The sequence below is a fragment of the Bacteroides clarus YIT 12056 genome (assembly GCF_900129655.1).
Classification (GTDB): domain Bacteria; phylum Bacteroidota; class Bacteroidia; order Bacteroidales; family Bacteroidaceae; genus Bacteroides; species Bacteroides clarus.
In genome coordinates this window covers 24,939-44,449 of the sequence record NZ_FQWK01000003.1, presented here as the reverse complement: position 1 = coordinate 44,449, position 19,511 = coordinate 24,939, and the positions used below count along the sequence as shown (strand labels likewise).

At 51.3% G+C, this 19,511-nt stretch carries 18 protein-coding genes; 5 read left to right on the top strand and 13 right to left on the bottom strand.

What is annotated here, in order from left to right; all coding sequences use genetic code 11:
- Positions 1 to 198 precede the first annotated feature (198 nt).
- The 5 genes from BUB52_RS04825 to BUB52_RS04805 all read right to left on the bottom strand — a co-directional run bounded on the left by BUB52_RS04825 (position 199) and on the right by BUB52_RS04805 (position 7,135).
- Positions 199 to 1,296, bottom strand: coding sequence for a TlpA disulfide reductase family protein (locus BUB52_RS04825; protein ID WP_022218721.1), 1,098 nt, complete (start codon positions 1,294 to 1,296; stop codon positions 199 to 201).
- A gap of 120 nt (positions 1,297 to 1,416) precedes the next feature.
- The gene (locus BUB52_RS04820; RefSeq protein ID WP_009121760.1) at positions 1,417 to 1,974 is read right to left on the bottom strand and encodes a 30S ribosomal protein S16; all 558 of its coding nucleotides are present in this window, start codon (positions 1,972 to 1,974) and stop codon (positions 1,417 to 1,419) included.
- 123 nt (positions 1,975 to 2,097) lie between these two features.
- The gene (locus tag BUB52_RS04815) at positions 2,098 to 3,399 is read right to left on the bottom strand and encodes a Na+/H+ antiporter NhaC family protein (RefSeq protein ID WP_009121761.1); all 1,302 of its coding nucleotides are present in this window, start codon (positions 3,397 to 3,399) and stop codon (positions 2,098 to 2,100) included.
- 334 nt (positions 3,400 to 3,733) lie between these two features.
- Positions 3,734 to 5,224 carry a UxaA family hydrolase gene (locus tag BUB52_RS04810; protein ID WP_009121763.1) on the bottom strand — a complete coding sequence of 497 codons (1,491 nt, stop codon included), beginning with the start codon at positions 5,222 to 5,224 and terminating at the stop codon, positions 3,734 to 3,736.
- 834 nt (positions 5,225 to 6,058) lie between these two features.
- Positions 6,059 to 7,135: a LacI family DNA-binding transcriptional regulator gene (locus BUB52_RS04805; RefSeq protein WP_229028052.1), complete on the bottom strand. Its 1,077-nt coding sequence runs from the start codon at positions 7,133 to 7,135 to the stop codon at positions 6,059 to 6,061.
- 232 nt (positions 7,136 to 7,367) lie between these two features.
- On the opposite strand from BUB52_RS04805, the gene BUB52_RS04800 reads away from it, so the two are divergent.
- From BUB52_RS04800 to BUB52_RS04775, 5 genes are all read left to right on the top strand, one after another.
- Entirely contained in the window at positions 7,368 to 8,393 is a 1,026-nt protein-coding gene (locus tag BUB52_RS04800; RefSeq protein WP_009121765.1) for a sugar kinase, read from the top strand.
- Positions 8,394 to 8,537: 144 nt separating this feature from the next.
- The gene (locus BUB52_RS04795; RefSeq protein WP_009121766.1) at positions 8,538 to 9,206 is read left to right on the top strand and encodes a bifunctional 4-hydroxy-2-oxoglutarate aldolase/2-dehydro-3-deoxy-phosphogluconate aldolase; all 669 of its coding nucleotides are present in this window, start codon (positions 8,538 to 8,540) and stop codon (positions 9,204 to 9,206) included.
- A gap of 655 nt (positions 9,207 to 9,861) precedes the next feature.
- Positions 9,862 to 11,037 (top strand): glycosyltransferase family 2 protein, encoded by a 1,176-nt coding sequence (locus BUB52_RS04785; protein ID WP_039950669.1) that lies wholly within the window; start codon positions 9,862 to 9,864, stop codon positions 11,035 to 11,037.
- Positions 11,038 to 11,063: 26 nt separating this feature from the next.
- Complete coding sequence (locus BUB52_RS04780; protein ID WP_039950685.1) at positions 11,064 to 11,966, top strand: glycosyltransferase family 2 protein; 903 nt, start codon at positions 11,064 to 11,066, stop codon at positions 11,964 to 11,966.
- The gene (locus BUB52_RS04775; protein WP_039950670.1) at positions 11,948 to 13,477 is read left to right on the top strand and encodes a lipopolysaccharide biosynthesis protein; all 1,530 of its coding nucleotides are present in this window, start codon (positions 11,948 to 11,950) and stop codon (positions 13,475 to 13,477) included. The genes BUB52_RS04780 and BUB52_RS04775 overlap by 19 nt, the downstream gene beginning before the upstream one ends.
- A gap of 81 nt (positions 13,478 to 13,558) precedes the next feature.
- Here BUB52_RS04775 and BUB52_RS15715 read toward each other — a convergent pair whose 3' ends face one another.
- The 8 genes from BUB52_RS15715 to BUB52_RS04745 all read right to left on the bottom strand — a co-directional run bounded on the left by BUB52_RS15715 (position 13,559) and on the right by BUB52_RS04745 (position 19,509).
- Positions 13,559 to 13,660, bottom strand: a complete 102-nt coding sequence (locus BUB52_RS15715) for a smalltalk protein (RefSeq protein ID WP_022217561.1) — start codon at positions 13,658 to 13,660, stop codon at positions 13,559 to 13,561.
- Positions 13,661 to 13,718: 58 nt separating this feature from the next.
- Positions 13,719 to 14,228 carry an HU family DNA-binding protein gene (locus BUB52_RS04770; RefSeq protein ID WP_039950686.1) on the bottom strand — a complete coding sequence of 170 codons (510 nt, stop codon included), beginning with the start codon at positions 14,226 to 14,228 and terminating at the stop codon, positions 13,719 to 13,721.
- Between the two features lie 155 nt (positions 14,229 to 14,383).
- The gene (locus BUB52_RS15550; protein ID WP_139259692.1) at positions 14,384 to 14,617 is read right to left on the bottom strand and encodes a hypothetical protein; all 234 of its coding nucleotides are present in this window, start codon (positions 14,615 to 14,617) and stop codon (positions 14,384 to 14,386) included.
- 78 nt (positions 14,618 to 14,695) lie between these two features.
- The gene (locus BUB52_RS04760; RefSeq protein WP_022217563.1) at positions 14,696 to 14,944 is read right to left on the bottom strand and encodes a DUF4248 domain-containing protein; all 249 of its coding nucleotides are present in this window, start codon (positions 14,942 to 14,944) and stop codon (positions 14,696 to 14,698) included.
- Positions 14,945 to 15,004: 60 nt separating this feature from the next.
- Positions 15,005 to 16,816 (bottom strand): DnaB-like helicase C-terminal domain-containing protein, encoded by a 1,812-nt coding sequence (locus BUB52_RS04755; RefSeq protein WP_009123358.1) that lies wholly within the window; start codon positions 16,814 to 16,816, stop codon positions 15,005 to 15,007.
- Positions 16,817 to 17,011: 195 nt separating this feature from the next.
- The gene (locus BUB52_RS04750) at positions 17,012 to 18,097 is read right to left on the bottom strand and encodes a DUF7833 domain-containing protein (protein ID WP_009123359.1); all 1,086 of its coding nucleotides are present in this window, start codon (positions 18,095 to 18,097) and stop codon (positions 17,012 to 17,014) included.
- A gap of 182 nt (positions 18,098 to 18,279) precedes the next feature.
- The gene (locus BUB52_RS15710) at positions 18,280 to 18,435 is read right to left on the bottom strand and encodes a hypothetical protein (RefSeq protein WP_009123360.1); all 156 of its coding nucleotides are present in this window, start codon (positions 18,433 to 18,435) and stop codon (positions 18,280 to 18,282) included.
- 129 nt (positions 18,436 to 18,564) lie between these two features.
- On the bottom strand, positions 18,565 to 19,509 hold the full coding sequence (locus tag BUB52_RS04745; protein WP_009123361.1) for a glycosyltransferase family 2 protein: 945 nt from the start codon (positions 19,507 to 19,509) through the stop codon (positions 18,565 to 18,567).
- Positions 19,510 to 19,511: the final 2 nt, after the last annotated feature.

Here is a 19,511-nt window from a genome sequence, read left to right as displayed (position 1 = left end):
CCGAGCCCGCATGTTACCATAATTGAGCCCGCATCTTACGGCTGTTGCCCTGCGGGATTGCAAAACAATAAAGAGGGTGTGTCGAAACCCTCATAAATAGGAAATCACCCTCGCCACAGATAATCGTAGCGGGGGTGATTTCGATACGAGGGGAGTTTTGACACACCCCTTTGTTTTATACTCTTTCGGCTTCCTCGTTTATTTAAGCACTTCAGCCAATTTTTCTTGCAGTTCCTCTCCGTGCAAACCGCGTGCAAGGATAATTCCGTCACCGTCAATCAGTACCGTGTGGGGAATGCTGCTTACGGCATACAGCTTGGCGCCTTCATTATTCCAATATTTCAAGTCGGACATTTGCGGCCAGGTGATATTCAGTTTGTCGATAGCTTCTTTCCAAGAATCGCCGTTCTGGTCTAAAGAAACGCCTACAATCTCGAAATTCTTGTTCTTGTACTTGGCGTATGCCTCTACCAGGTTAGGCATTTCGCGACGGCAGGGTCCGCACCAGCTTGCCCAGAAGTCGACGAGCACGGTCTTGCCCTTTCCTACGTAGTCGGACAGTTTCACGGTCTTTCCTTCGGGAGTCTGCATTTCAAAGTCCGTAAACTTCTGGCCTACGGCAGTGGCTTTCATCTTTTCTACATTCTCCTTGATGCGGATGATGGTGGCGTCGTTGCTGTATGTGGCGGGAATCTGCGGCATCAGCGGGTCGAGTTCTTTCACATCCAAGTAGTAGTAATTGCTTTTCAGCAGATGCACGCCCACGGCATTGGTAATGTTTTGGCTGATGCCGGCTTTGGCCACTTCCATCATTTTGCTTTCCAGCGCACTCATTTCCTTGCCTTTGGCTTCGCGCTGCTGGTCGGTCAGGGCGGTGTCGGTCATGGAAGTGTAGATGTTTTCCATCTGGCTGTCCAGTTCGTTGAGCTGGGTTCTGATGGCCTGGTAGATGTCGTTGTTGGCGGTACCGGTGGCGGAGCTGCTCTTTCCGTTGAGTTTGATATTGATTTTTCCGTTTTCGAGGAAGAAGTCCATAATCATACCCTCTGCTCCGGCGGGGCTATAAGTAAGGTAGCGGTTGGCGGCAGTGTCCTGCGTTCCTTTGAAGGTGAAGGTTCCGTTGGTGATGACTGCGGAATCGAGTTTTACGAGTTGGCGGCCTTCCACGGTTTGCAGAAAGACGGTATCGCCGTCGGTTGCACCCTCTATCGTTCCGGTTACGGTGTAACCTTGGTTCCCGCTGTTACAGGCTGCGAATACGGCAGCGGCAGCGAGCAGGTAAGTTAGTTTTTTCATTGCTTTGTTCATTAAATAAATAATTTGTAGCCACAAAGATAATAATAAAAAATCCCCACCGGTATAACCGGTGAGGATTTTATGTTTTTTGTCCCTTTTTTACAGGGAAAGCTCTGCTTTTTATTCAGCAGCGGCTTCTGCTGCGGGAGCTTCTTCAGCCGGAGCTTCGGTAGCTTCTGCTTCTGCAGGTGCTTCAGCGGCAGCCTTGGCAGCTTCTTCAGCGGCTTTCTTTTCGGCCAATGCTTTAGCTTTCACTTCGTTTACTTTCTTTTCGGCTTCCAGACGTGCTTTGGCTTCAGCTTTCTTAGCTTCTTCGTCTTTAGCTTTCAGAGCGGCCAAACCGTTTTGTTTGTCGTTCTTCCAAGCTTCGAACTTAGCTTCTGCTTCTGCTTCGCCGAATGCGCCTTTCGCTACACCGCCAAGAAGGTGCTTCTTCATGTAAACGCCTTCACGGGAAAGGATGTTGCGGACAGTGTCGGTAGGTTGTGCACCTTTCAATACCCAGTCAAGTGCGCGGTCGAATTTCAAATCTACTGTGGCAGGATTGGTGTTAGGGTTGTAAGTACCAATCTTCTCAATAAATTTACCATCACGTGGTGCTCTTACGTCTGCAATTACGATAGAGTAGAAAGCGTAGCTCTTACGTCCATGTCTTTGCAATCTGATTTTTGTTGCCATTTAAATAAATGTTTTTAGTTAATGATTTGAATTATGCTGCTAACTCGTAGTAGCGGGCGCAAAGGTACACTTTTTCTTTTGATTGACAAATAGTTCGCGTAATATTTTCATTCCGGGGGAGAATTATGAGTATCTTTTCGGATACCTTATCAATATGGCGAGTATCGCGCAGGCTCCCATGCAGAACGGATAGTAAAGGTTGCCTATGATGCCGAGCGGCGAGATGCCGGCAAGTCCTGCGGCTATCAGCATTTGTGCGCCGTAGGGAATGATGCCTTGAATGAGGCAGGAGAATGTATCGAGTATGCTTGCCGTTTTCCGGCGGTCCAGGTGGAAGCGCTTGGCTATGTCCTTGGCGATGGGGCCGGTGGTGATGATGGCAATGGTGTTGTTGGCGGTGCAAAGATTGGCTACGCTCACCAGTGCGGCTATGCTCAGTTCCGCTCCCCGCTTGCCGGTGACGTGGCGGGTGAGGCGGGCGATGATGAAGTCGATGCCGCCGTTGTAGCGGATGGTTTCGAGCATTCCGCCTGCCAGCAGGGTGATGATGATAAGTTCGCCCATGCCGGTGATGCCCGTTCCCATGGCGCCGAACCAGTCGAAGAACCCCATTCCGGTGAAGAGGCCGATGATACCGGTCGAGAAGATGCCGAGCAGCAGTACCGACATCACGTTCATTCCGGCTATCGCCGTACCCAGCACGATGAGGTAGGGGATTACCTTTATCCATTCAATCTCTTGTATTTGCGGGGCGGCGGACAATGACAGCCCTTGAAAGATGTAAATGCCCAGCACAATCAATGCGGCCGGTACTACAATCATGAAATTTACTTTGAACTTGTCCCGCATAACGCAGTCCTGCGTCTTTGTGGATGCAATCGTGGTGTCTGATATGAACGAGAGGTTGTCTCCGAAGAACGAGCCGCCCACCACGATGGCTACCATATAGGGCAGGTCTATGCCTGTTTTCTCCGCCAGCCCCACCGCCACCGGAGTAAGCGCGACGATAGTCCCCACGCTGGTGCCGATAGACAGGGATATGAAACAGGCGGCTATGAAGATACCCGCCAGCAGCAGGTTGTCCGGCAGGATATGCAGGGTCAGATTCACCGTGGCGTCGATGGCTCCCATCTGCTTGGCGCTTTGCGCGAACGCTCCGGCGAGGACGAATATCCATATCATCAGCAATATGTTCTTGTTGCCTGCGCCTACGGAAAACTGGTAGACGCGTTGTTCCAGTTTAAGCCCCCGTGTAATGGCGATGGCGTAGCAGGACGACAGCAGGAAGGCCACCGTAATCGGCACTTTATAGAAATCGTTTACAAGCAGTGATGTGATGAGGTATAGACAAAGAAATACAGCCAACGGACTTAGCGACCACCAGCCGCCTTTTTGCTTTGGAGAAGTAGTTGTATCTGCGGACATACTTTTCTGTTATGGAATTATAAGAGCGATATATTGAGTAAACCGGCTGCAAAGATAGGAAAAAAAGAATAGAATTCCGGTTGATACCTCATTCTGTCATTCGAAACGAAGTGAAGAATCTCTTTCCTCATATATAAAGGAAAGGGGTTCTTCACTTCGTACCGAATAGTTGAATGAGGGTTGAAATTCATTCTGACACTTTCTTTCCCTATTTAGGGATGGAATACGCCCGGTGATTTTTTCAGGCATGGATTGCACGGATTTTTTTAATATTCGTTTAATATCTGCGAAATCCGTGTAATCCGTACCAGAAAAATCACCGGGCAAACCTGTATTATAAAGTCACGCCTGTCTTGAAGATGGCGATTTCCTTGTAACCCTTCTTTTCGTTGTTCACGAACTCGCCGCTTGCCACACGGATAATGTAGTCGATGAAACGTTCGCAAGTCTTTTCCATCGGTTCGTTTTCAAGGATAACTCCGGCGTTGAAGTCAATCCAGCCCGGTTTGTTCTTGGCGAGGGTGGAGTTGGTGGAAATCTTCATGGTCGGTACGTACGTTCCGAACGGCGTTCCGCGGCCTGTCGTAAACAGTACCATGTGGCATCCGCATGAAGCCAGGGCGGTGGCTGCAACCAAGTCGTTTCCCGGTGCCGAAAGCAGATTCAGGCCTTTTACTTGCAGGCGTTCGCCATAAGGAAGCACGCCGTCCACGTAGCTCTTGCCGCACTTCTGGGTACATCCCAGAGCCTTGTCTTCCAGTGTGGAGATACCGCCGGCCTTGTTACCCGGAGACGGATTCTCACCTACCGGTTCGCCGTGCGAGAGGAAGTATTCTTTGAAGTCGTTTATCAGTTTCACCGTTTCTTCAAACAGCTCTTTGTTACGGCAGCGGTTCATCAGGATTGTTTCCGCACCGAACATTTCGGGTACTTCCGTCAGTACGCTCGTACCGCCTTGCGCAATGAGGAAGTCGGAGAACATACCCAGCAGCGGGTTGGCTGTAATGCCTGAGAAGCCGTCGGAACCGCCGCATTTCAAGCCTACGCGCAGCTCGCTCAGAGGCACATCCACGCGCTCGTCCTTGCTGGCTTTCTCGTAGAGTTCGCGCAGCAGCTTCATGCCTTCTTCGTATTCGTCGCCCACTTTCTGCGTCACCATGAACTTCACGCGGTCGGAATCGTATTCACCCAAAAACTCGCGGAATACATCCGGCTGGTTGTTTTCGCATCCCAGGCCTACCACAAGTACAGCGCCGGCATTGGGATGCAGCACCATGTCGCGTAGTATTTTCTTGGTGTTCTCGTGGTCGTCGCCCAGCTGCGAGCAGCCGTAATTGTGCGGGAATGCCATGATTGCGTCCACGCCTTTGCCCTCTGTCTCACGGCGCAGGCCTTCCGCCAGTTGGTTGATGATGCCGTTTACACAGCCCACCGTGGGGATAATCCATATCTCGTTGCGCACTCCCACATCACCGTTTTTGCGGCGGTAACCTTTGAAGGTCAGGTTCTTGTGCGGAATATCCAGATTCACTTCGGTGGGATTGTACGTATATTCCAGCAGTCCGGCAAGATTGGTCTTGATGTTGTTTTCGTTCATCCAGTCGCCCTGCTTCTTAGCGGTGCGGGCGTGGCCGATGGGATAACCGTATTTAATCACATTTTCGCCTTCCGCAAAATCTTGCAGCGCGAACTTGTGCCCGGCAGGAACATCTTCGTTCAGGACGATTTCCTTGCCGTCTACTATGAGCTTTTCACCTGCCGGCAGTGCCACAATGGCCACTGCAACGTTATCAGCAGGATTAATTTTCAGGTACTTTGTTTCCATATGAATATGTTTTAATTAGTTTCGTTCAATATTACTTGATTGCTTTAATCACTTTATTATCTTATTTTCTTATTGCCTTATTATCTTAGTACTTTATCGCTGCTACCTTATTGCTGCTACTTTATCGTTTCTACTTTATCGCTTCTACCTTATCACTTCTACCTTATCACTTCTACCTTATCACTTCTACTTTATCGTTTCCACCTTATCACTTTTACCTTATTACTTCTATTTTATCATTTCTACCTTATCGCTTTATCATCTTACCACCTTATCACTTTCACCTTGTTATCTTACCACCTTATTAAACAAGTAAGTGTTGAAAGCTATTTATAGTAAGTATAACCTAAGCCTGAAGGGCTTTTTATCTTATAGCCCGGGGCAACGCCCCGGGAATAAATGTTCCCGGAACCCTGCGCCCTGTAAGGGCAAAAGATTAATCTTCAAATATTTTGCCCTTACAGGGCGCAATGTTATTCATATTCGTATTCCCGGGGTGTTACCCCGGGCTATAAGATAAAAAGGCTTTCAGCCTTAGATTACCCTATATCATCGTTACTGATATAAACTGAATTTCAACATTTATTAATGTATAATCAGCTTGTACTGTCTGTCATTCTAACATTTGCTTATTATAATGTTATTTTATATGCCCTTGCTTATTATAATGTTATTCTATATGCCCTTGCTTATTATAATGTTATTCTATATGTCCTTACTTATTATAATGTTATTCTATATGCTCTTACTTATTATAATGGTATTCTATTTTATCTTACTTGTTATGGTGGTATTTTATATCTCTTACTTGTTATAATGGTCTTCCGTATTCTCTTACTTATTATAATAGTATTCTATATTCTCTTTCGTCAGCAGGTCAATCGGCATGAAATTCTCCCTTGCGATTTCTTTTTTCAGAATCAGATGGTCGCACAGGGCTTTGATGCCGTCGAACCCCTGCAAGGTGGGTTGCTGGGCGATGAGGAAGAAGATGCTCCCCTCTTTCAGGCAGTCCACGTTACGTTTCAGCAGGTCATATCCCATGAGGTTGAAATCCGTTCTCCGGTGCTTTTGCAGATATTCGCCGATGATATATGCTTTGGAGTTGAAGGTGATGCCGTTCTTTACGGTGGGGTGGGCGCGGAAGAAGTCGTCCAGCATTTGCGCGTCCTCGCTGTCGCGTTTGGCGTGCAGGTTCAGTTCCCAGATACGGCAGGCGGGGTGATGCTCGCTCATGTATTCCCGGAAACCGATTTCCCGCCGTTCCTGCTGGTTGGAGCCTACGATGCCTTCGTTTATCTTGCGGAAGATTACGATTTCCTGCGCATCCTCGCCGGCGAGCAGCATCAGCATGCGTGCGGCGAAATATCCGCTTTGGTGCGAGTTCTGTCCGAAGAAGGAGAGGGCGGGAGCTTCCTTGATGTTCGAGTCTATATATATATAAGGTATATTCAGCTTTTCGAGCTCGTCGGTGAAGGGGGCGGTATACTGCGGGGCGGTGGGGGCGAACAATACGCCGTCGGGCTTCATGTCCGCGATGCTGCGGGCGGCGCGGGCGAAGGAGCGGTAGTCGTACGGATCGTAGTACGTCAGCTTCACGGTGATGTTGAAGTCCGAATAGGTTGTCAGCGCTTCGTGGATGCCGCCTTCCACTTCCGTCCAATACTCCCCGGTGTCGTGCTGGGGCAACAGGCAGGCAAACGCATACTTCTTGTTGGACGCCAGTGCGCTGGCATACATATTGGGTTGATAGTTCAGCTTCTCCAAGATTTCTTCCACACGTTTACGGCTGGCTTCCGACACTCCGCTACGTCCGTGGATAACGCGGTCTACGGTTCCCACCGATACATCAGCCATCCTGGCGATGTCCTTAATCCTTATCCTTTCCGGTGTATTCATGGGCTTGTTCATGGCTTTTTGTGCTCGCACACAATAATAATCTAAATATTTTCGACACAAATATATAACAATTTTTGTAATTACGAAAATTGTTGTATCTTTGTGCCCGCACACGAAAGCTATGAAGAACAAACCCCGTTTTCGTTTACTCTGCATAGAATCAAGTGTTTAACCTCTTCATGAGGGCTGATATGACAATTTGAAAGAAACAATTTAATCATATATTTAATAAAAACATAGAATTATGGGAAAGAAAGTCGTTACATTAGGTGAGATTATGTTGAGACTGTCCACTCCGGGCAACACTCGTTTCGTACAGTCCGATTCTTTTGATGTAGTATATGGCGGTGGTGAAGCCAACGTTGCTGTCAGCTGCGCCAACTACGGTCATGATGCTTACTTTGTAACCAAATTGCCGAAACACGAAATCGGTCAGTCAGCGGTGAACGCTTTGCGTAAATATGGTGTAAAGACAGACTTTATCGCACGTGGCGGTGACCGCGTAGGTATCTATTATCTGGAAACCGGTGCGTCCATGCGTCCCAGCAAGGTGATTTACGACCGCGCCCACTCTTCAATCTCCGAAGCGGATGCGGCGGATTTCGATTTCGACGCTATCATGGAAGGTGCAGACTGGTTCCACTGGTCAGGTATCACTCCGGCTATCTCCGACAAGGCTGCCGAATTGACCCGTCTGGCTTGCGAAGCCGCCAAGCGTCATGGTGTTACGGTATCCGTAGACCTTAACTTCCGTAAGAAACTTTGGACAAAAGAAAAAGCTCAGTCCATCATGAAACCGTTGATGCAATACGTAGACGTTTGTATCGGTAACGAAGAAGACGCGGAACTCTGCCTCGGTTTCAAACCCGATGCTGACGTAGAAGGCGGTAAGACAGATGCGGAAGGCTACAAAGGCATCTTCAAGGCAATGGCCAAAGAATTCGGTTTCAAATATGTAATCTCTACTTTGCGCGAATCATTCTCGGCAACACACAACGGCTGGAAAGCAATGATTTACAACGGCGAAGAGTTCTACGAATCAAAACGCTACGACATCAACCCGATTATCGACCGTGTAGGTGGCGGTGACTCTTTCTCAGGCGGTATCATCCACGGTTTGCTGACTAAGCCCAACCAAGGCGCCGCTCTCGAATTCGCGGTGGCCGCTTCGGCTTTGAAGCACACTATCAACGGTGACTTCAACCTCGTTTCTGTTGAGGAAGTGGAAGCGCTGGCCGGTGGTGACGCAAGCGGTCGCGTACAACGCTGATAATTCTTTTCAGGCGCGGATTACACGGATTTTACGGATGCCGGTGTGATAATCACATGGAAAATACGGTGCTGAGCCCGTGCAATCCATGCCTGAAAAAATCAAATAGAGTTATTTCTATACATTAAATTATTGATTAATACAATGGCAAAATTTGATAAAATAGCCGTATTGAACAAGATTGGTTCAACCGGTATGGTTCCTGTATTCTACCACAAAGATGCAGAAGTAGCGAAAAAAGTAGTGAAGGCATGTTACGACGGCGGTGTCCGCGCATTCGAGTTTACCAACCGCGGCGACTTCGCTCACGAAGTATTTGCCGAAGTAGTGAAGTTCGCTGCTAAGGAATGTCCCGAAATGGCTATGGGTGTAGGTTCTATCGTAGACCCTGCTACCGCTGCGCTGTATCTGCAATTGGGCGCAAACTTCATTGTAGGCCCGTTGTTCAACCCCGAAATTGCTAAGATTTGCAACCGCCGTCTGGTGGCATACACTCCGGGATGCGGAAGCGTTTCAGAGGTAGGCTTCGCGCAGGAAACAGGTTGCGATCTCTGCAAGATATTCCCCGGTGACGTGCTGGGTACAAAACTCGTAAAAGGCCTGTTGGCTCCGATGCCGTGGTCTAAGCTGATGGTTACCGGCGGTGTGGAACCGACACAGGAAAACCTGACTTCTTGGATTAAAGCCGGCGTATTCTGCGTAGGTATGGGTTCCAAGCTCTTCCCGAACGACAAGGTTGCCGCTGAAGACTGGACTTACGTTACGGAGAAATGCAAGGAAGCTCTGGCTTACATTGCGGAAGCAAGAAAGTAATCATTATATTTCATTTTGTTTAAAGGTGTTTAAAGGGGACAACCATCGAGGTGCTACGGCACTTCGGTGGTTTGTTTTTTTGTACCCGGTGTAACGCTTTCGGCGGAAAGAGTGTCACAATGATAGCCTTTTAAGTGTTTACAAGTGTAAAAGAGACGTTTAATCTCTAAAACAATGTTATAAGACACTCACTTTTTCCCTCTACTGTTTGCGCACACGGAAAAAACGCTTACCTTTGCAGTGCAGTTGAGAAATTGCTCTTAAAAAATAAAAGAAGAGTTTTCAGTAAAGGTAATTAGTTAAGAGGTAAAAAGATTGAATTAATTCATAAGCGAAAAATTTGTAGATTAAAAGTAGGTAATTAGGTAAAGGTAAAAGTTAAACATTAAGTGTTATTTGATAGGTTTGAAGTTTATTTTTAGAGGTAAAAAGAAAGATTGATTTTCGGGTAACAATTTGATGCAAGTAAAAAAGAAAAGCCTTTTGGCTTTTCTTACACGAGGCGAGGGGTTCGGGAGAACTTGCTCGTTTTTTTTATTTTCCGCCTTTTTTTGTATATTCTGTCCAAACTCTCCCCGTTTTTTGTATCTTTGCGACGAAGCCCCTGCGGGCAGGCTTCCAACAAATAAAACAACAGGGTTAAATTGCATGGATTTTGGAACACTTATTACATATCTTTGATTGGTTTCTATACATTTTATTGTCAATAAATGTGGCGTATCTGTTGGTGTACAGTCTGGCATCGCTGCGCCGTGGCAAACCTCTCGCTTCCGTACCGGCACGCGCCTGCAAGCGTTTTGCGGTACTCATTGCCGCCTATCGCGAGGATGCGGTCATCCTGTCCACCGTGCACGCCTGCCTGGCGCAGGATTATCCGGACGATAAATACGACGTCACCGTTATATCAGACCACATGCGGCCTGAGACGAACGCGGCCTTGTCTTCACTTCCCATCAAGCTGCTTCAAGTGGATTTTGAGAAAAGCACCAACACCAAATCCCTGAAAGCCGCCCTCGAATACCTGGACAAAGCCGCTTACGACGTGGCGCTGATAATAGATGCGGACAACATTATCGCCCCGTCCTACCTGTCCGAGGTGAACGACGCTTTCGCCGTGCCCGGTGTCCGGGTGGTGCAGACGCATCGCGTGGCCAAGAACCTGAACACCGACATGGCCTATCTGGACGCAGTCAGCGAGGAGATAAACAACTCCATTTTCCGTTCGGGGCATGCCAATCTGGGCATGTCGGCGGCTCTGATAGGTTCGGGCATGGCTTTTGACTATCCCCTGTTTTACGATGCGATGATGAGCAACACCTCGGTGGGCGGTTTTGACCGTGTGCTGGAGATGAAGCTCCTTTATGAGGGCGTGCATTTCCATTACCTGCCCGATACTTTCGTCAAGGACGAGAAGATACAGCAAGCCAACAATTTCTACCAGCAACGCCGCCGCTGGCTGTCCGCGCAGTATTACAGTTTCTTTGAGTTTGCCGGACGCTTGCTGCCCGCCATCCGTGACGGGAAGTGGGACTTCTGCGACAAGCTCTACCAGCAAATCTCGTTCTCCCGGGTGCTGCTGTTGGGATTCGTGTTCATCATCTCCCTCGCGCATTCCCTATGCGCGTCCCCATCGGCCTGTAAGTGGTGGGGAATATTCATCCTGCTGCTGTCGGCGCTGGCTCTCGCCATTCCCCGCAAGTATTGGAAGTGGCGGTTGCTGAAGGCGGTTTGCTGGGTTCCTTACTCTTTCTTGCTGATGCTTTTGAACCTGTTCCGATTGAAAGAAGCGAATAAGCGGTTTATTCATACGGTGCATGGGGTGGATGGATAATGACAGATAGAAGAAAAACTCTTGAAATGGACTTTGCATATACCTATACGATAATAATTCCTCACAAGAATATTCCGTTGTTATTGCAACGCTGTCTTGATTCCATACCGTTACGGCAGGATATCCAGGTTGTGATAGTAGACGATAACAGTTCGCCTGCCGTTGTAGATTTTGACAACTTTCCGGGGAGCGAGCGTAAGGACACGGAGATTATCCATACGTCCGAAAGCAAGGGAGCCGGATACGCGCGCAACTGCGGGTTGGCCGTGGCGAAGGGTCGCTGGCTGTTGTTTGCCGATGCCGACGATTTCTTTCTTCCGGGATTTTTGGATGTGCTGGATACATTCGCCCTTACGGATTACGACATGATTGTTTTTCGGGCGGAGAGCACGGACTCGGATACGCTCCGGCAGGTGGAATCCCGGCAGGAATATTACGGCCGGATACGTGAGGATGCCGATTGGGAAGCGCTGAGATATAAGAACGGAGTGCCGTGGGCGAAGATGATATCCGCAAGCCTGGTGCGGAACCACCGGATTCGTTTCGATGAAACTCCGGCAGGAAACGACGTGATGTTTTCGGCATACAGCGATTATTACGCCCGGAAAACGGCTCTCTGCTCCCAAGCCATATATTGCGCCACGGTTCGCAAGAACTCTTTGTACTACGGCGTTGTGCTTGAGAACCTGCTGGCGCGCGTTCGGGTATCGTGCCGGTACAACCGTTTCATGCGGAAAATAGGGGAGCGGGACAAACGCGTGAACCGCTACTATTACGTACAGTTGTGCCGGAAGCATTTTGGCTGGCGGGGATATTTGAAAGCCGTGTGGATTTATACGCGTATGGAATGTCCCGATATGGTTTATGAAACATTTTCCGGCTTGCTGTCGGCAAAGTTAAAAAAGTGCCTATGTCAGAATCCCGCCTGAAGAAAAGCTATCTGAACGCGCGTGTCAATGTATTCTTCTACCTTGTCACCCTTTTCATCTCCTTTTTCTCCAGAAAGATATTTCTTGAGAAGCTGGGGGCGGACTTTGTCGGGCTGACGGGGACGATGCAGAACCTGCTGGGCTTTCTCAATCTGGCCGAGCTGGGCATCGGAGCTTCCATCGGCTATGTGCTTTACAAACCGATTTTCGACGGCAACCGGGACAAGATAAAGGAAATCATCTCGGTGCTGGGCTATCTCTATCGCAATGTGGGGTTGCTGATTTTGGGCGCCGGGCTGCTGCTCGCCTGTTTTCTGCCTTACATATTCGCCGGTGCCGGTATTCGTTTCGGAGTAATCTATTTTGCTTATTTCGCCTTTTTGGCTTCCGCCCTCATCGGTTACTTCGTCAATTACCGGCAGACCCTGCTTGGCGCCGACCAGCGCAATTATGTGGTCACCGTCTACTTCCAAACGGCCAATATCGTCAAGATACTCCTGCAAACGGCGTTGGCGTGCCATGTGGGCAGCTTCTACCTGTGGATAGCCATCGAGCTGATATTCGGCATTCTGTACTCGTTCATCCTGAATTGGAAGATAAACCGGGTATATCCGTGGCTGAAGTGCGAGGTGGCGGAAGGCAGGCGGAAGTATCCGGAGAATAAGATTATCGTGCGTAAAGCCCGCCAGATGTTTGTACATAAACTGGCGGGAATGGGCAGGACGCAGCTTTTGCCTTTTCTGGTGTACGCGTTTACCTCACTGAAGCTGGTGGCGTATTACGGCAACTATATGCTGTTGCTCACCAAGCTGAACCAGTTTGTCGACAATTTTCTGGGCAGTACCGGAGCGGGCGTGGGCAACCTGATAGCCGAGGGAGATGTGAAGCGCATCCAGCAAGTCTTTTGGGAGCTGAGCTCGCTGCGTTTCCTGATAGCGTCGTTCCTGACATTCGCGCTCTATCATCTGACAGACCCGTTCATTACGGTGTGGCTGGGCGAGGAGTACGTATTGCCCCGTTCCGTGTTGGTTATTATCCTCACCAACTTCTTCATCAGCCAGTTCAGAGGCACGAACGACCAGTTTATCTTCGGTTACGGACTGTTTCACGACACATGGGCGGCGGTGGCGACGCTGGCAATCACGGTGGCGGTGGCATTGGCGGGCGGCTTCCTGTGGGGGCTTCCGGGCGTGTTGCTGGGCGATGTAGCCAGTTCGCTGACCGTCGTCAGCGTTTGGAAACCCTATCTCCTTTATAAGGAAGGGTTCGGAATGCCCGTCATGTCCTATTGGAAGAATATATTCCTTTACCTGCTGCTTGCCGTCCTTTCGTGGGGGCTGACGGACGTGGTTCTCTGTTTCCTTCCGCTGCCGGAACCGTCTCAGGGCTATGGCATGTGGATGGTGTATGCGCTGGTGTCGTCGCTGGTGTTCCTGCTGATATTGTGCGGCGGCTTTTATTGCTGCTCGGCGGGGATGCGTTCGCTGGTAAGGCGCTTCCGGCGCAGATAAAGCGGATAAAAAAGAAGAGGATGGCCTCGTTCCCATCACCGGGGCGGCGCATCCTCTCGTACGGTGTGTACCGTCACTCTTTTAGAACGTCATCGCGTTGGCTCCGAAAACGCCGAGAACGGCGGAAGCTACGGCGATGATTACTTTCAAGACTGTGTCCCAGATTCCTGTACTTTTACTCATATTCTTTTGTTTTTAAGTTATAAATGATAAATCCCGATTATCGGTTCGTAAAATTCCCTTATCCCAGCGGGTTCTCCTCTTCACCGTTGTCTCCGCCGCTGCCGCCGCCATTGTTTCCGCCGCCGGAAACGCCGTCTTCGGACACCAGCTCAAAAATCAAGGTGTTGGGGTTGCCTTTGGTCGTGGCGTTGGTGTCGTTTTCCAAACGGAGCGTGTTCGCTACTTTGAAGCGGATATTCACCCGTTCGATGTTTTTCACCGTACAATCTTTGGCGGCCTCGGTGGCGCGACACTTGAAGGTGGTATAGAAGATACCGAACCCGTCCAGGCGGACGTTATTTCCGTCCGTCAGCGTCTGCCGTATCTGGCGGACGAGAGCTCTGCCTACGTGTACCACGTCTTCGGCGGACATGCTGCCCAGTGCCTCGATGTCTTGCGCGATGCGTTCGAGGTCGAGAATCTTAGCGTCTTTTGGCTTGCGTCTCAGCGTGTAGACCATCGGCGAGGTATTGTCGCCTATTTTCTTGTGTCGCTGCGTACGCATTACTAATGCTTTTGCTTTTGTCATTTCGTTACTTTTTAATGAATTGTCAATTGTTTCCGGAACGACGGGGATGGCTTCTCCGCGGCGAGTTTTCTCCTTTTCGTTTCGTTGATACAAAGATACGGCGGCGTGCCGGTACGAAAGGAGCTTTGCAAGGGTTGGGGGAGATTGGGAGAGAATTACGGGGGATTACAGGGAATTGCAGGGAGTTGCAGAGGATTGCAGGGAGTTGCAGAGGATTGCAGGGAGTTGCAGAGGATTGCAGGGAGTTGCAGAGGATTGCAGGGAGTTGCAGAGGATTGCAGGGAGTTGCAGAGGATTGCAGGGAGTTGCAGAGGATTGCAGGGAGTTGCAGAGGATTGCAGGGAGTTGCAGGGAATTGCAGAGAGTTGCAGGGAATTACCGAGAGTCACCGAGAGTCACCGAGAACCGCAGAGAATCACAACGACAGTTACAGCCGCAACGTTTCGGGAGTTTTCCCGAAGAACCCTTTAAGGTTCTCCGAAAACACTCACCATCAGCCGCACTTGCGCGGGGGTATACCGGCGGGCGGCGGGGTTCATGCCCGTGGCCAGCAGGCGTTGTTCCAGTCCGGGGGCGGTACGGATCCATTCGTTAAACAGGTTTACGGCACTCTGTTGCGCCACGTTGCGGATATAACACATCGCCAGTTCTCCTTTGCCGTAGCTGCGGATGGAGAAGGGGGCTTCAGCAATGAAAGAAGCATCATTTTTCATCATAGTCTATACATGTTCAGGTTTTGATATTCAGATAGTTGATTGCTTCAAAGATACGCATTTTCAGTGGAACAGGCAACCTTGTTCCTCATTATTTTTCAACCAATTTGCATTGTCGAACCGCGTGTCTACGGGGCCCGGACTGTCGCCGTCCGGAGTATGCACGATACCCTCTTCGCAAGGGAAGTAGCGCCCGCTGATGAAGTTGTAGACGAACTTGGCGCAGGTGCCTGCACTGCCCAGATGCTTGAAGCGCACTTTGTCAATATAAATGGTTACGATTTGCTTCTTGTCGTTACGGTCTACGTCGATACAGTAGTCCGTCATGTTGCCGAAGTCGGCGGAGCCGTTGATGTCGTTCATCTCCACACGGCGCAGTTCTCCGGTGGCTTCGTTGCGGTTGACCTTGCGGGGGTGGGCTACGAGGATGACGAGGCAACGGTTGCGCTGGGCAAAGCGGCAGAGCTTGTTCAGCACGGAGCGGATGAAGTCGCGTTCCGTCATGCCGCTGTCCTGCTCCAGACGGTTCATGGGGTCTATCACGAGGGTGCGCACGCCGCGGCGGCGTACCAGTTGGCGGGCTTTGAGCAGGATGTCGTCTATGCGGTAGGCGCCGTCACCGGGCAGGATATGGGTCACGTTGGCCGCCAGCCATTGGCGGGCTTGGTCGTACAGTTCCTCGGTCATGCCGTAGCCGGGGGCGAAGTTACGTCCCAACAGCTTGTCGGCAATCTTCTTGAGGTGGTACTCCACGGGCAGGTTCTCAGGGCTGTAATAGGCTGTTTTCCAGCCGTGGCGCAGACGCAGGCGGAGCACGAGCTCGTCGGTGAACTCGGATTTTCCGTCGCCCGGACGGCCTGTTATCACCACGAGCCGCCCCAGCTCGAACGTGCAGTGGGCGTCCAGGTTCTCCCAGCCCGTTTCGGCGCCGCCTTGCAGTCCGTTTTCGTAGAGGGCGCGCAACTGCTCGCTGCAATCGTCGGCGGTGGCTACGCCCTCTATGGGAATTTCCTCGGCCTGTTGCAGGCAGATGGCGAGGCTGTCCGCGCCGTAACGAATCAGATGCTCGTTGCTGTCCTTGCAGCCGGCTCCGTAGCGCACTATCTTGCAACATTCCGCGCCCAGACGGCGGACGAGCTCACGGCGCAGCACTTCTCCGGCGGCATCCTCGTCTACGGCGATGTAGACGGTTTCCTTGTCCTCGAAGTGGCTCTCCACGAAGCGGTCTATCCAGGTGAGGTTGCTTTGTGCGCCGGCGGGCACGGAGATGATGTCGCGCCGTCCGGTGGCGGTCATCAGGGCGCAGGCGTCGAACTCGCCTTCGGTGATGACGGCCTGGCGGGTGCCCAGTATGCCGTTGATGTTGTAGGGGATGAGCTCGGCGTCCTTCACCATTTTGAAATGCTTCTGTCCGCTGCGGAACTTGGTGTTGACGAGGGTATCACCCTCGAAGTAGTTGAAGCAGAGGCAGTTCTCTTCTTTCTCGCTTTGGGGCATCCATTCGCGCTGTTCGGTGATGCGGAGCTCGTCGAGCAGCTCTTGCCTGAGGCAGCGTTCTTCCGTCCAGTAGCGTTCCAGCGCCTCGCTGCGGCCGGTTTTGGAAGCGTTGAACACGGGACGCCGGAAGTGCGAGGGCAGCAGGACGGATTTGCGGTAGCGGTCTATCCGTTCCTGCCGCCGGCGTTCTTCGGCATCGTCGGGGATGTGCAGGGTGTAGCCGCAGTGGTGGCAGTAGCACAGCCCCTTGTCGAGGTCTACGGATAGCGAACGGTCGCCTTTGTGGCCGCGGGTGTCGTTGCATTGCGGACAGGTGGTTTTGATTTTGCCGCTGCTGCGGCCACGGGTATTGATGTTATGTTTTCTGAAGTCGAACATGGGGGATGGTTTGGGGTGAATGGATTTCGGGTTGTGAGCCCGGATACTTCGGGTTGCGGGCTCGGCGGTGACGAACTGTGGGGGCAGCGCTCTTGAACTGCCTGCTTACGGCTGCCGGACTGCCTGCTTATGACCACCGGACTGCGGGCTTGCGACCGCCGGACTGCCTGCTCGGAGTTGTCGGACTGCCCGCTTTCAGTCGGGCTTCCCTTTGTTCTTCCTGCCGGACATCCACAGGCACAGTTCCTCGTTCCAGACGGCGTTTGGGTCGGGACGGGGCGGGGCGTCGTCGGGGATGGGGCAGCCCAGGTAGGTTCGCTTCCCGTTGACGATTTGCTCGTATCGCAGCGGGTCGGCAGAGGACTCCCGGAGCTCGGATTTCTTCCGGGCTTCGTTGTCCGTCAGCTCCTTGAACAGCGCTTTCGAGGTGCGTCCGCCGGCACTCACGAAATTCACGAAGTAGGAGCGTACATCGCTTTCGGTCAGCAGGTTGTCTCCTTTGCCGTACAGCTCCACGTGCTGCTTGAAGAACTCTATGGCTTCCGGCAGGTGGCGTGCCAGCATGGCTCCGTAGCCGCTTCTCATGCAGGCCATTTCCATCCACAGACGGTTGCGCCCCAGTTCGTCCACCAGTTCACGCCAGGGGCGGATGGGGTGCTGCGGCCGGCGTGGCTCGTCCCATTCGTCGCAGACGGTTACCGTGACGGATGGCGGCGGCGGGGGTGTGCTGCCGGACGAACAAACCGAAGGAAGAGTAGCGGCATCGGCGGCGGTCTCTTCTTTTTCTTCTGTTGTTGCTGTTGTTTTTATATCTTTTATATTCTCTTTACCGATTGCGGGAGTATCTTTTGGCAACAGGCTGCCGTTTAGGCTGTTACCGACTTTCAAACTCTCTTTTTCCGCTTTCTTCCGAGACGTTTTTTGCACTTTTCGGTTGTTTTCGGACACTGAAACGTCAGTTCCCGAAACATTTTCGACACTTTTTTCATCCTTTTTCTTGGCGGGATTCAGTTCGGCGGGCGTGAAATAGTTGTCCTCGTCGAAGATGAAAAGGTCGTATTCGCGGATGATTTTCTGCAAGTACGACAGGGGGATTTTCCGGCCTACGCAGAACGGTTGCAGATATTCCAGTTGCGCGCGCGGTTCGGGCAGCAACGCCAGTTTTTCGATGATGAACCAATAGGCTCCGGAGCCTTTCAACCTTTCCTTGTCTATGAGTTTTTTCATTCGGGGATCGTTCATCGCCATGATGGGATGTTGTAAGTAGAAATTGCGTTTCATGTATCAATTTTATTTATTCGTACGCTTGTATTATCGGCACGAAGGTAGGCATAAAAAATAGCGTATATAGCCTGATTTACTACGGTCTATATACGCTCATGCTGTTGTGTTGCAGTGTAATACGGTTTGAAAATACTTGGAAACCGTGAGTAGGTTAAAAGATGTATAATTCCGGGATTTTTCTACTCTTTCTCCTTTTCCCTTACCTGTTTCACGACTTCGATGCGGTGTCCGGCGGGAATCAGTTCGGCGCTTGCCCTGTAACTGGCTTTCGTGTCCGACCTGAACGTCCGGAAGATTATCAGCTTGATGATTTCGGCGATAACCAGCTCTTTCATCGTGTACTTGGTTTCTCCCTCGAATACCCAAAACGCTTTGTTGTTCAGCGTTATGGTTACCTTAAAAATTTTTTCATACTCAAATACTAAAAAAATAACGCCTGCAAAGGTAGCACTTCTTTCGGAATGTCAGGCGGTTCGGATATTTTTATATATCCCTTCGCAGGTGCCGCATATCGTGGCTTTGGCCAGCGCGACCTGCCCGTGCAGCAGGTACACGGCCGCCTTTTTGGGGGCGGCGAGGATGCAGAGGTAGGCGCACGACAGGTATTTGCCGATGCCCCGCAGGTTGCGGCGGGCGAACAGCATGCGTGCGCGCGACAGGTAGAATTCGCGTGTCGGGCTGCCCCGCCTCGCCGTCATGCCTTCCTTGTGGTAGACCACGGCGGCGGGCTCGTACCACAGGCGGTAGCCGGCTTTCCGGAGCTGTGCCGACCAGTCCAGCTCCTCGTAAAACAGGAAATAGACCTCGCTCATGGTGCCTGCGTCCTGCAACGCCCGCCGGCTCACCATCATGGCGGCTCCATGCAGCGAGGCGGTTTCGCGGGGGATACGGAAGCGGGGGCTGTCTTGCTGCATAAAGCCTATGGCCGCGTTGCGCAGGGTGACGGGGCTCAGGGGGGTGAAGCCCGCGTATTGCAGGGTGTCCGGACGGGCGGCGAACTTCAGCATGGGCGACACGCCGCCGTTGCGTCGCGAATCGCTCTCTATGCGCCGCACCAGCGCATCCAGTACCGGCTCTTTGATGAGGGTGTCGTTGTTGATGAAAAAGAGATAATCGCCTTCGGCCGCTTTCAGTCCGGCATTGTTGCCGCCGGCAAAGCCGTTGTTGATGTTCCGCACCACTTTGACGGGGGGAAAGGAGACGGGGCTGCCTGATAAGGAGCCGCCCGGCACGGGGTTGTCCCTGTATCGTTCCTGTATCTCTTCCGCCTCGGGCAGGCGCGAGCCGTTGTCCACAACGATGATTTCGTATCGCGGATAGGTTTCGCGGCTGCGGAAGGAGTCTATCATTTCGCAGGTGTCGCGCAGCCCGTTGTAGTTGACGGTGATGATGGAGACAAGCGCTTTCATGG

What these genes read in the sequence shown, in the direction of transcription:
- BUB52_RS04825 (WP_022218721.1), bottom strand. Translation starts at nt 1,296, where the DNA reads ATGAAAAAACTAACTTACCTGCTCGCTGCCGCTGCCGTATTCGCAGCC.
- BUB52_RS04820 (WP_009121760.1), bottom strand. Translation starts at nt 1,974, where the DNA reads ATGGCAACAAAAATCAGATTGCAAAGACATGGACGTAAGAGCTACGCT.
- BUB52_RS04815 (WP_009121761.1), bottom strand. Translation starts at nt 3,399, where the DNA reads ATGTCCGCAGATACAACTACTTCTCCAAAGCAAAAAGGCGGCTGGTGG.
- BUB52_RS04810 (WP_009121763.1), bottom strand. Translation starts at nt 5,224, where the DNA reads ATGGAAACAAAGTACCTGAAAATTAATCCTGCTGATAACGTTGCAGTG.
- BUB52_RS04805 (WP_229028052.1), bottom strand. Translation starts at nt 7,135, where the DNA reads ATGAACAAGCCCATGAATACACCGGAAAGGATAAGGATTAAGGACATC.
- BUB52_RS04800 (WP_009121765.1), top strand. Translation starts at nt 7,368, where the DNA reads ATGGGAAAGAAAGTCGTTACATTAGGTGAGATTATGTTGAGACTGTCC.
- BUB52_RS04795 (WP_009121766.1), top strand. Translation starts at nt 8,538, where the DNA reads ATGGCAAAATTTGATAAAATAGCCGTATTGAACAAGATTGGTTCAACC.
- BUB52_RS04780 (WP_039950685.1), top strand. Translation starts at nt 11,064, where the DNA reads ATGGACTTTGCATATACCTATACGATAATAATTCCTCACAAGAATATT.
- BUB52_RS04775 (WP_039950670.1), top strand. Translation starts at nt 11,948, where the DNA reads ATGTCAGAATCCCGCCTGAAGAAAAGCTATCTGAACGCGCGTGTCAAT.
- BUB52_RS15715 (WP_022217561.1), bottom strand. Translation starts at nt 13,660, where the DNA reads ATGAGTAAAAGTACAGGAATCTGGGACACAGTCTTGAAAGTAATCATC.
- BUB52_RS04770 (WP_039950686.1), bottom strand. Translation starts at nt 14,228, where the DNA reads ATGACAAAAGCAAAAGCATTAGTAATGCGTACGCAGCGACACAAGAAA.
- BUB52_RS04760 (WP_022217563.1), bottom strand. Translation starts at nt 14,944, where the DNA reads ATGATGAAAAATGATGCTTCTTTCATTGCTGAAGCCCCCTTCTCCATC.
- BUB52_RS04755 (WP_009123358.1), bottom strand. Translation starts at nt 16,816, where the DNA reads ATGTTCGACTTCAGAAAACATAACATCAATACCCGTGGCCGCAGCAGC.
- BUB52_RS04750 (WP_009123359.1), bottom strand. Translation starts at nt 18,097, where the DNA reads ATGAAACGCAATTTCTACTTACAACATCCCATCATGGCGATGAACGAT.
- BUB52_RS15710 (WP_009123360.1), bottom strand. Translation starts at nt 18,435, where the DNA reads ATGAAAGAGCTGGTTATCGCCGAAATCATCAAGCTGATAATCTTCCGG.
- BUB52_RS04745 (WP_009123361.1), bottom strand. Translation starts at nt 19,509, where the DNA reads ATGAAAGCGCTTGTCTCCATCATCACCGTCAACTACAACGGGCTGCGC.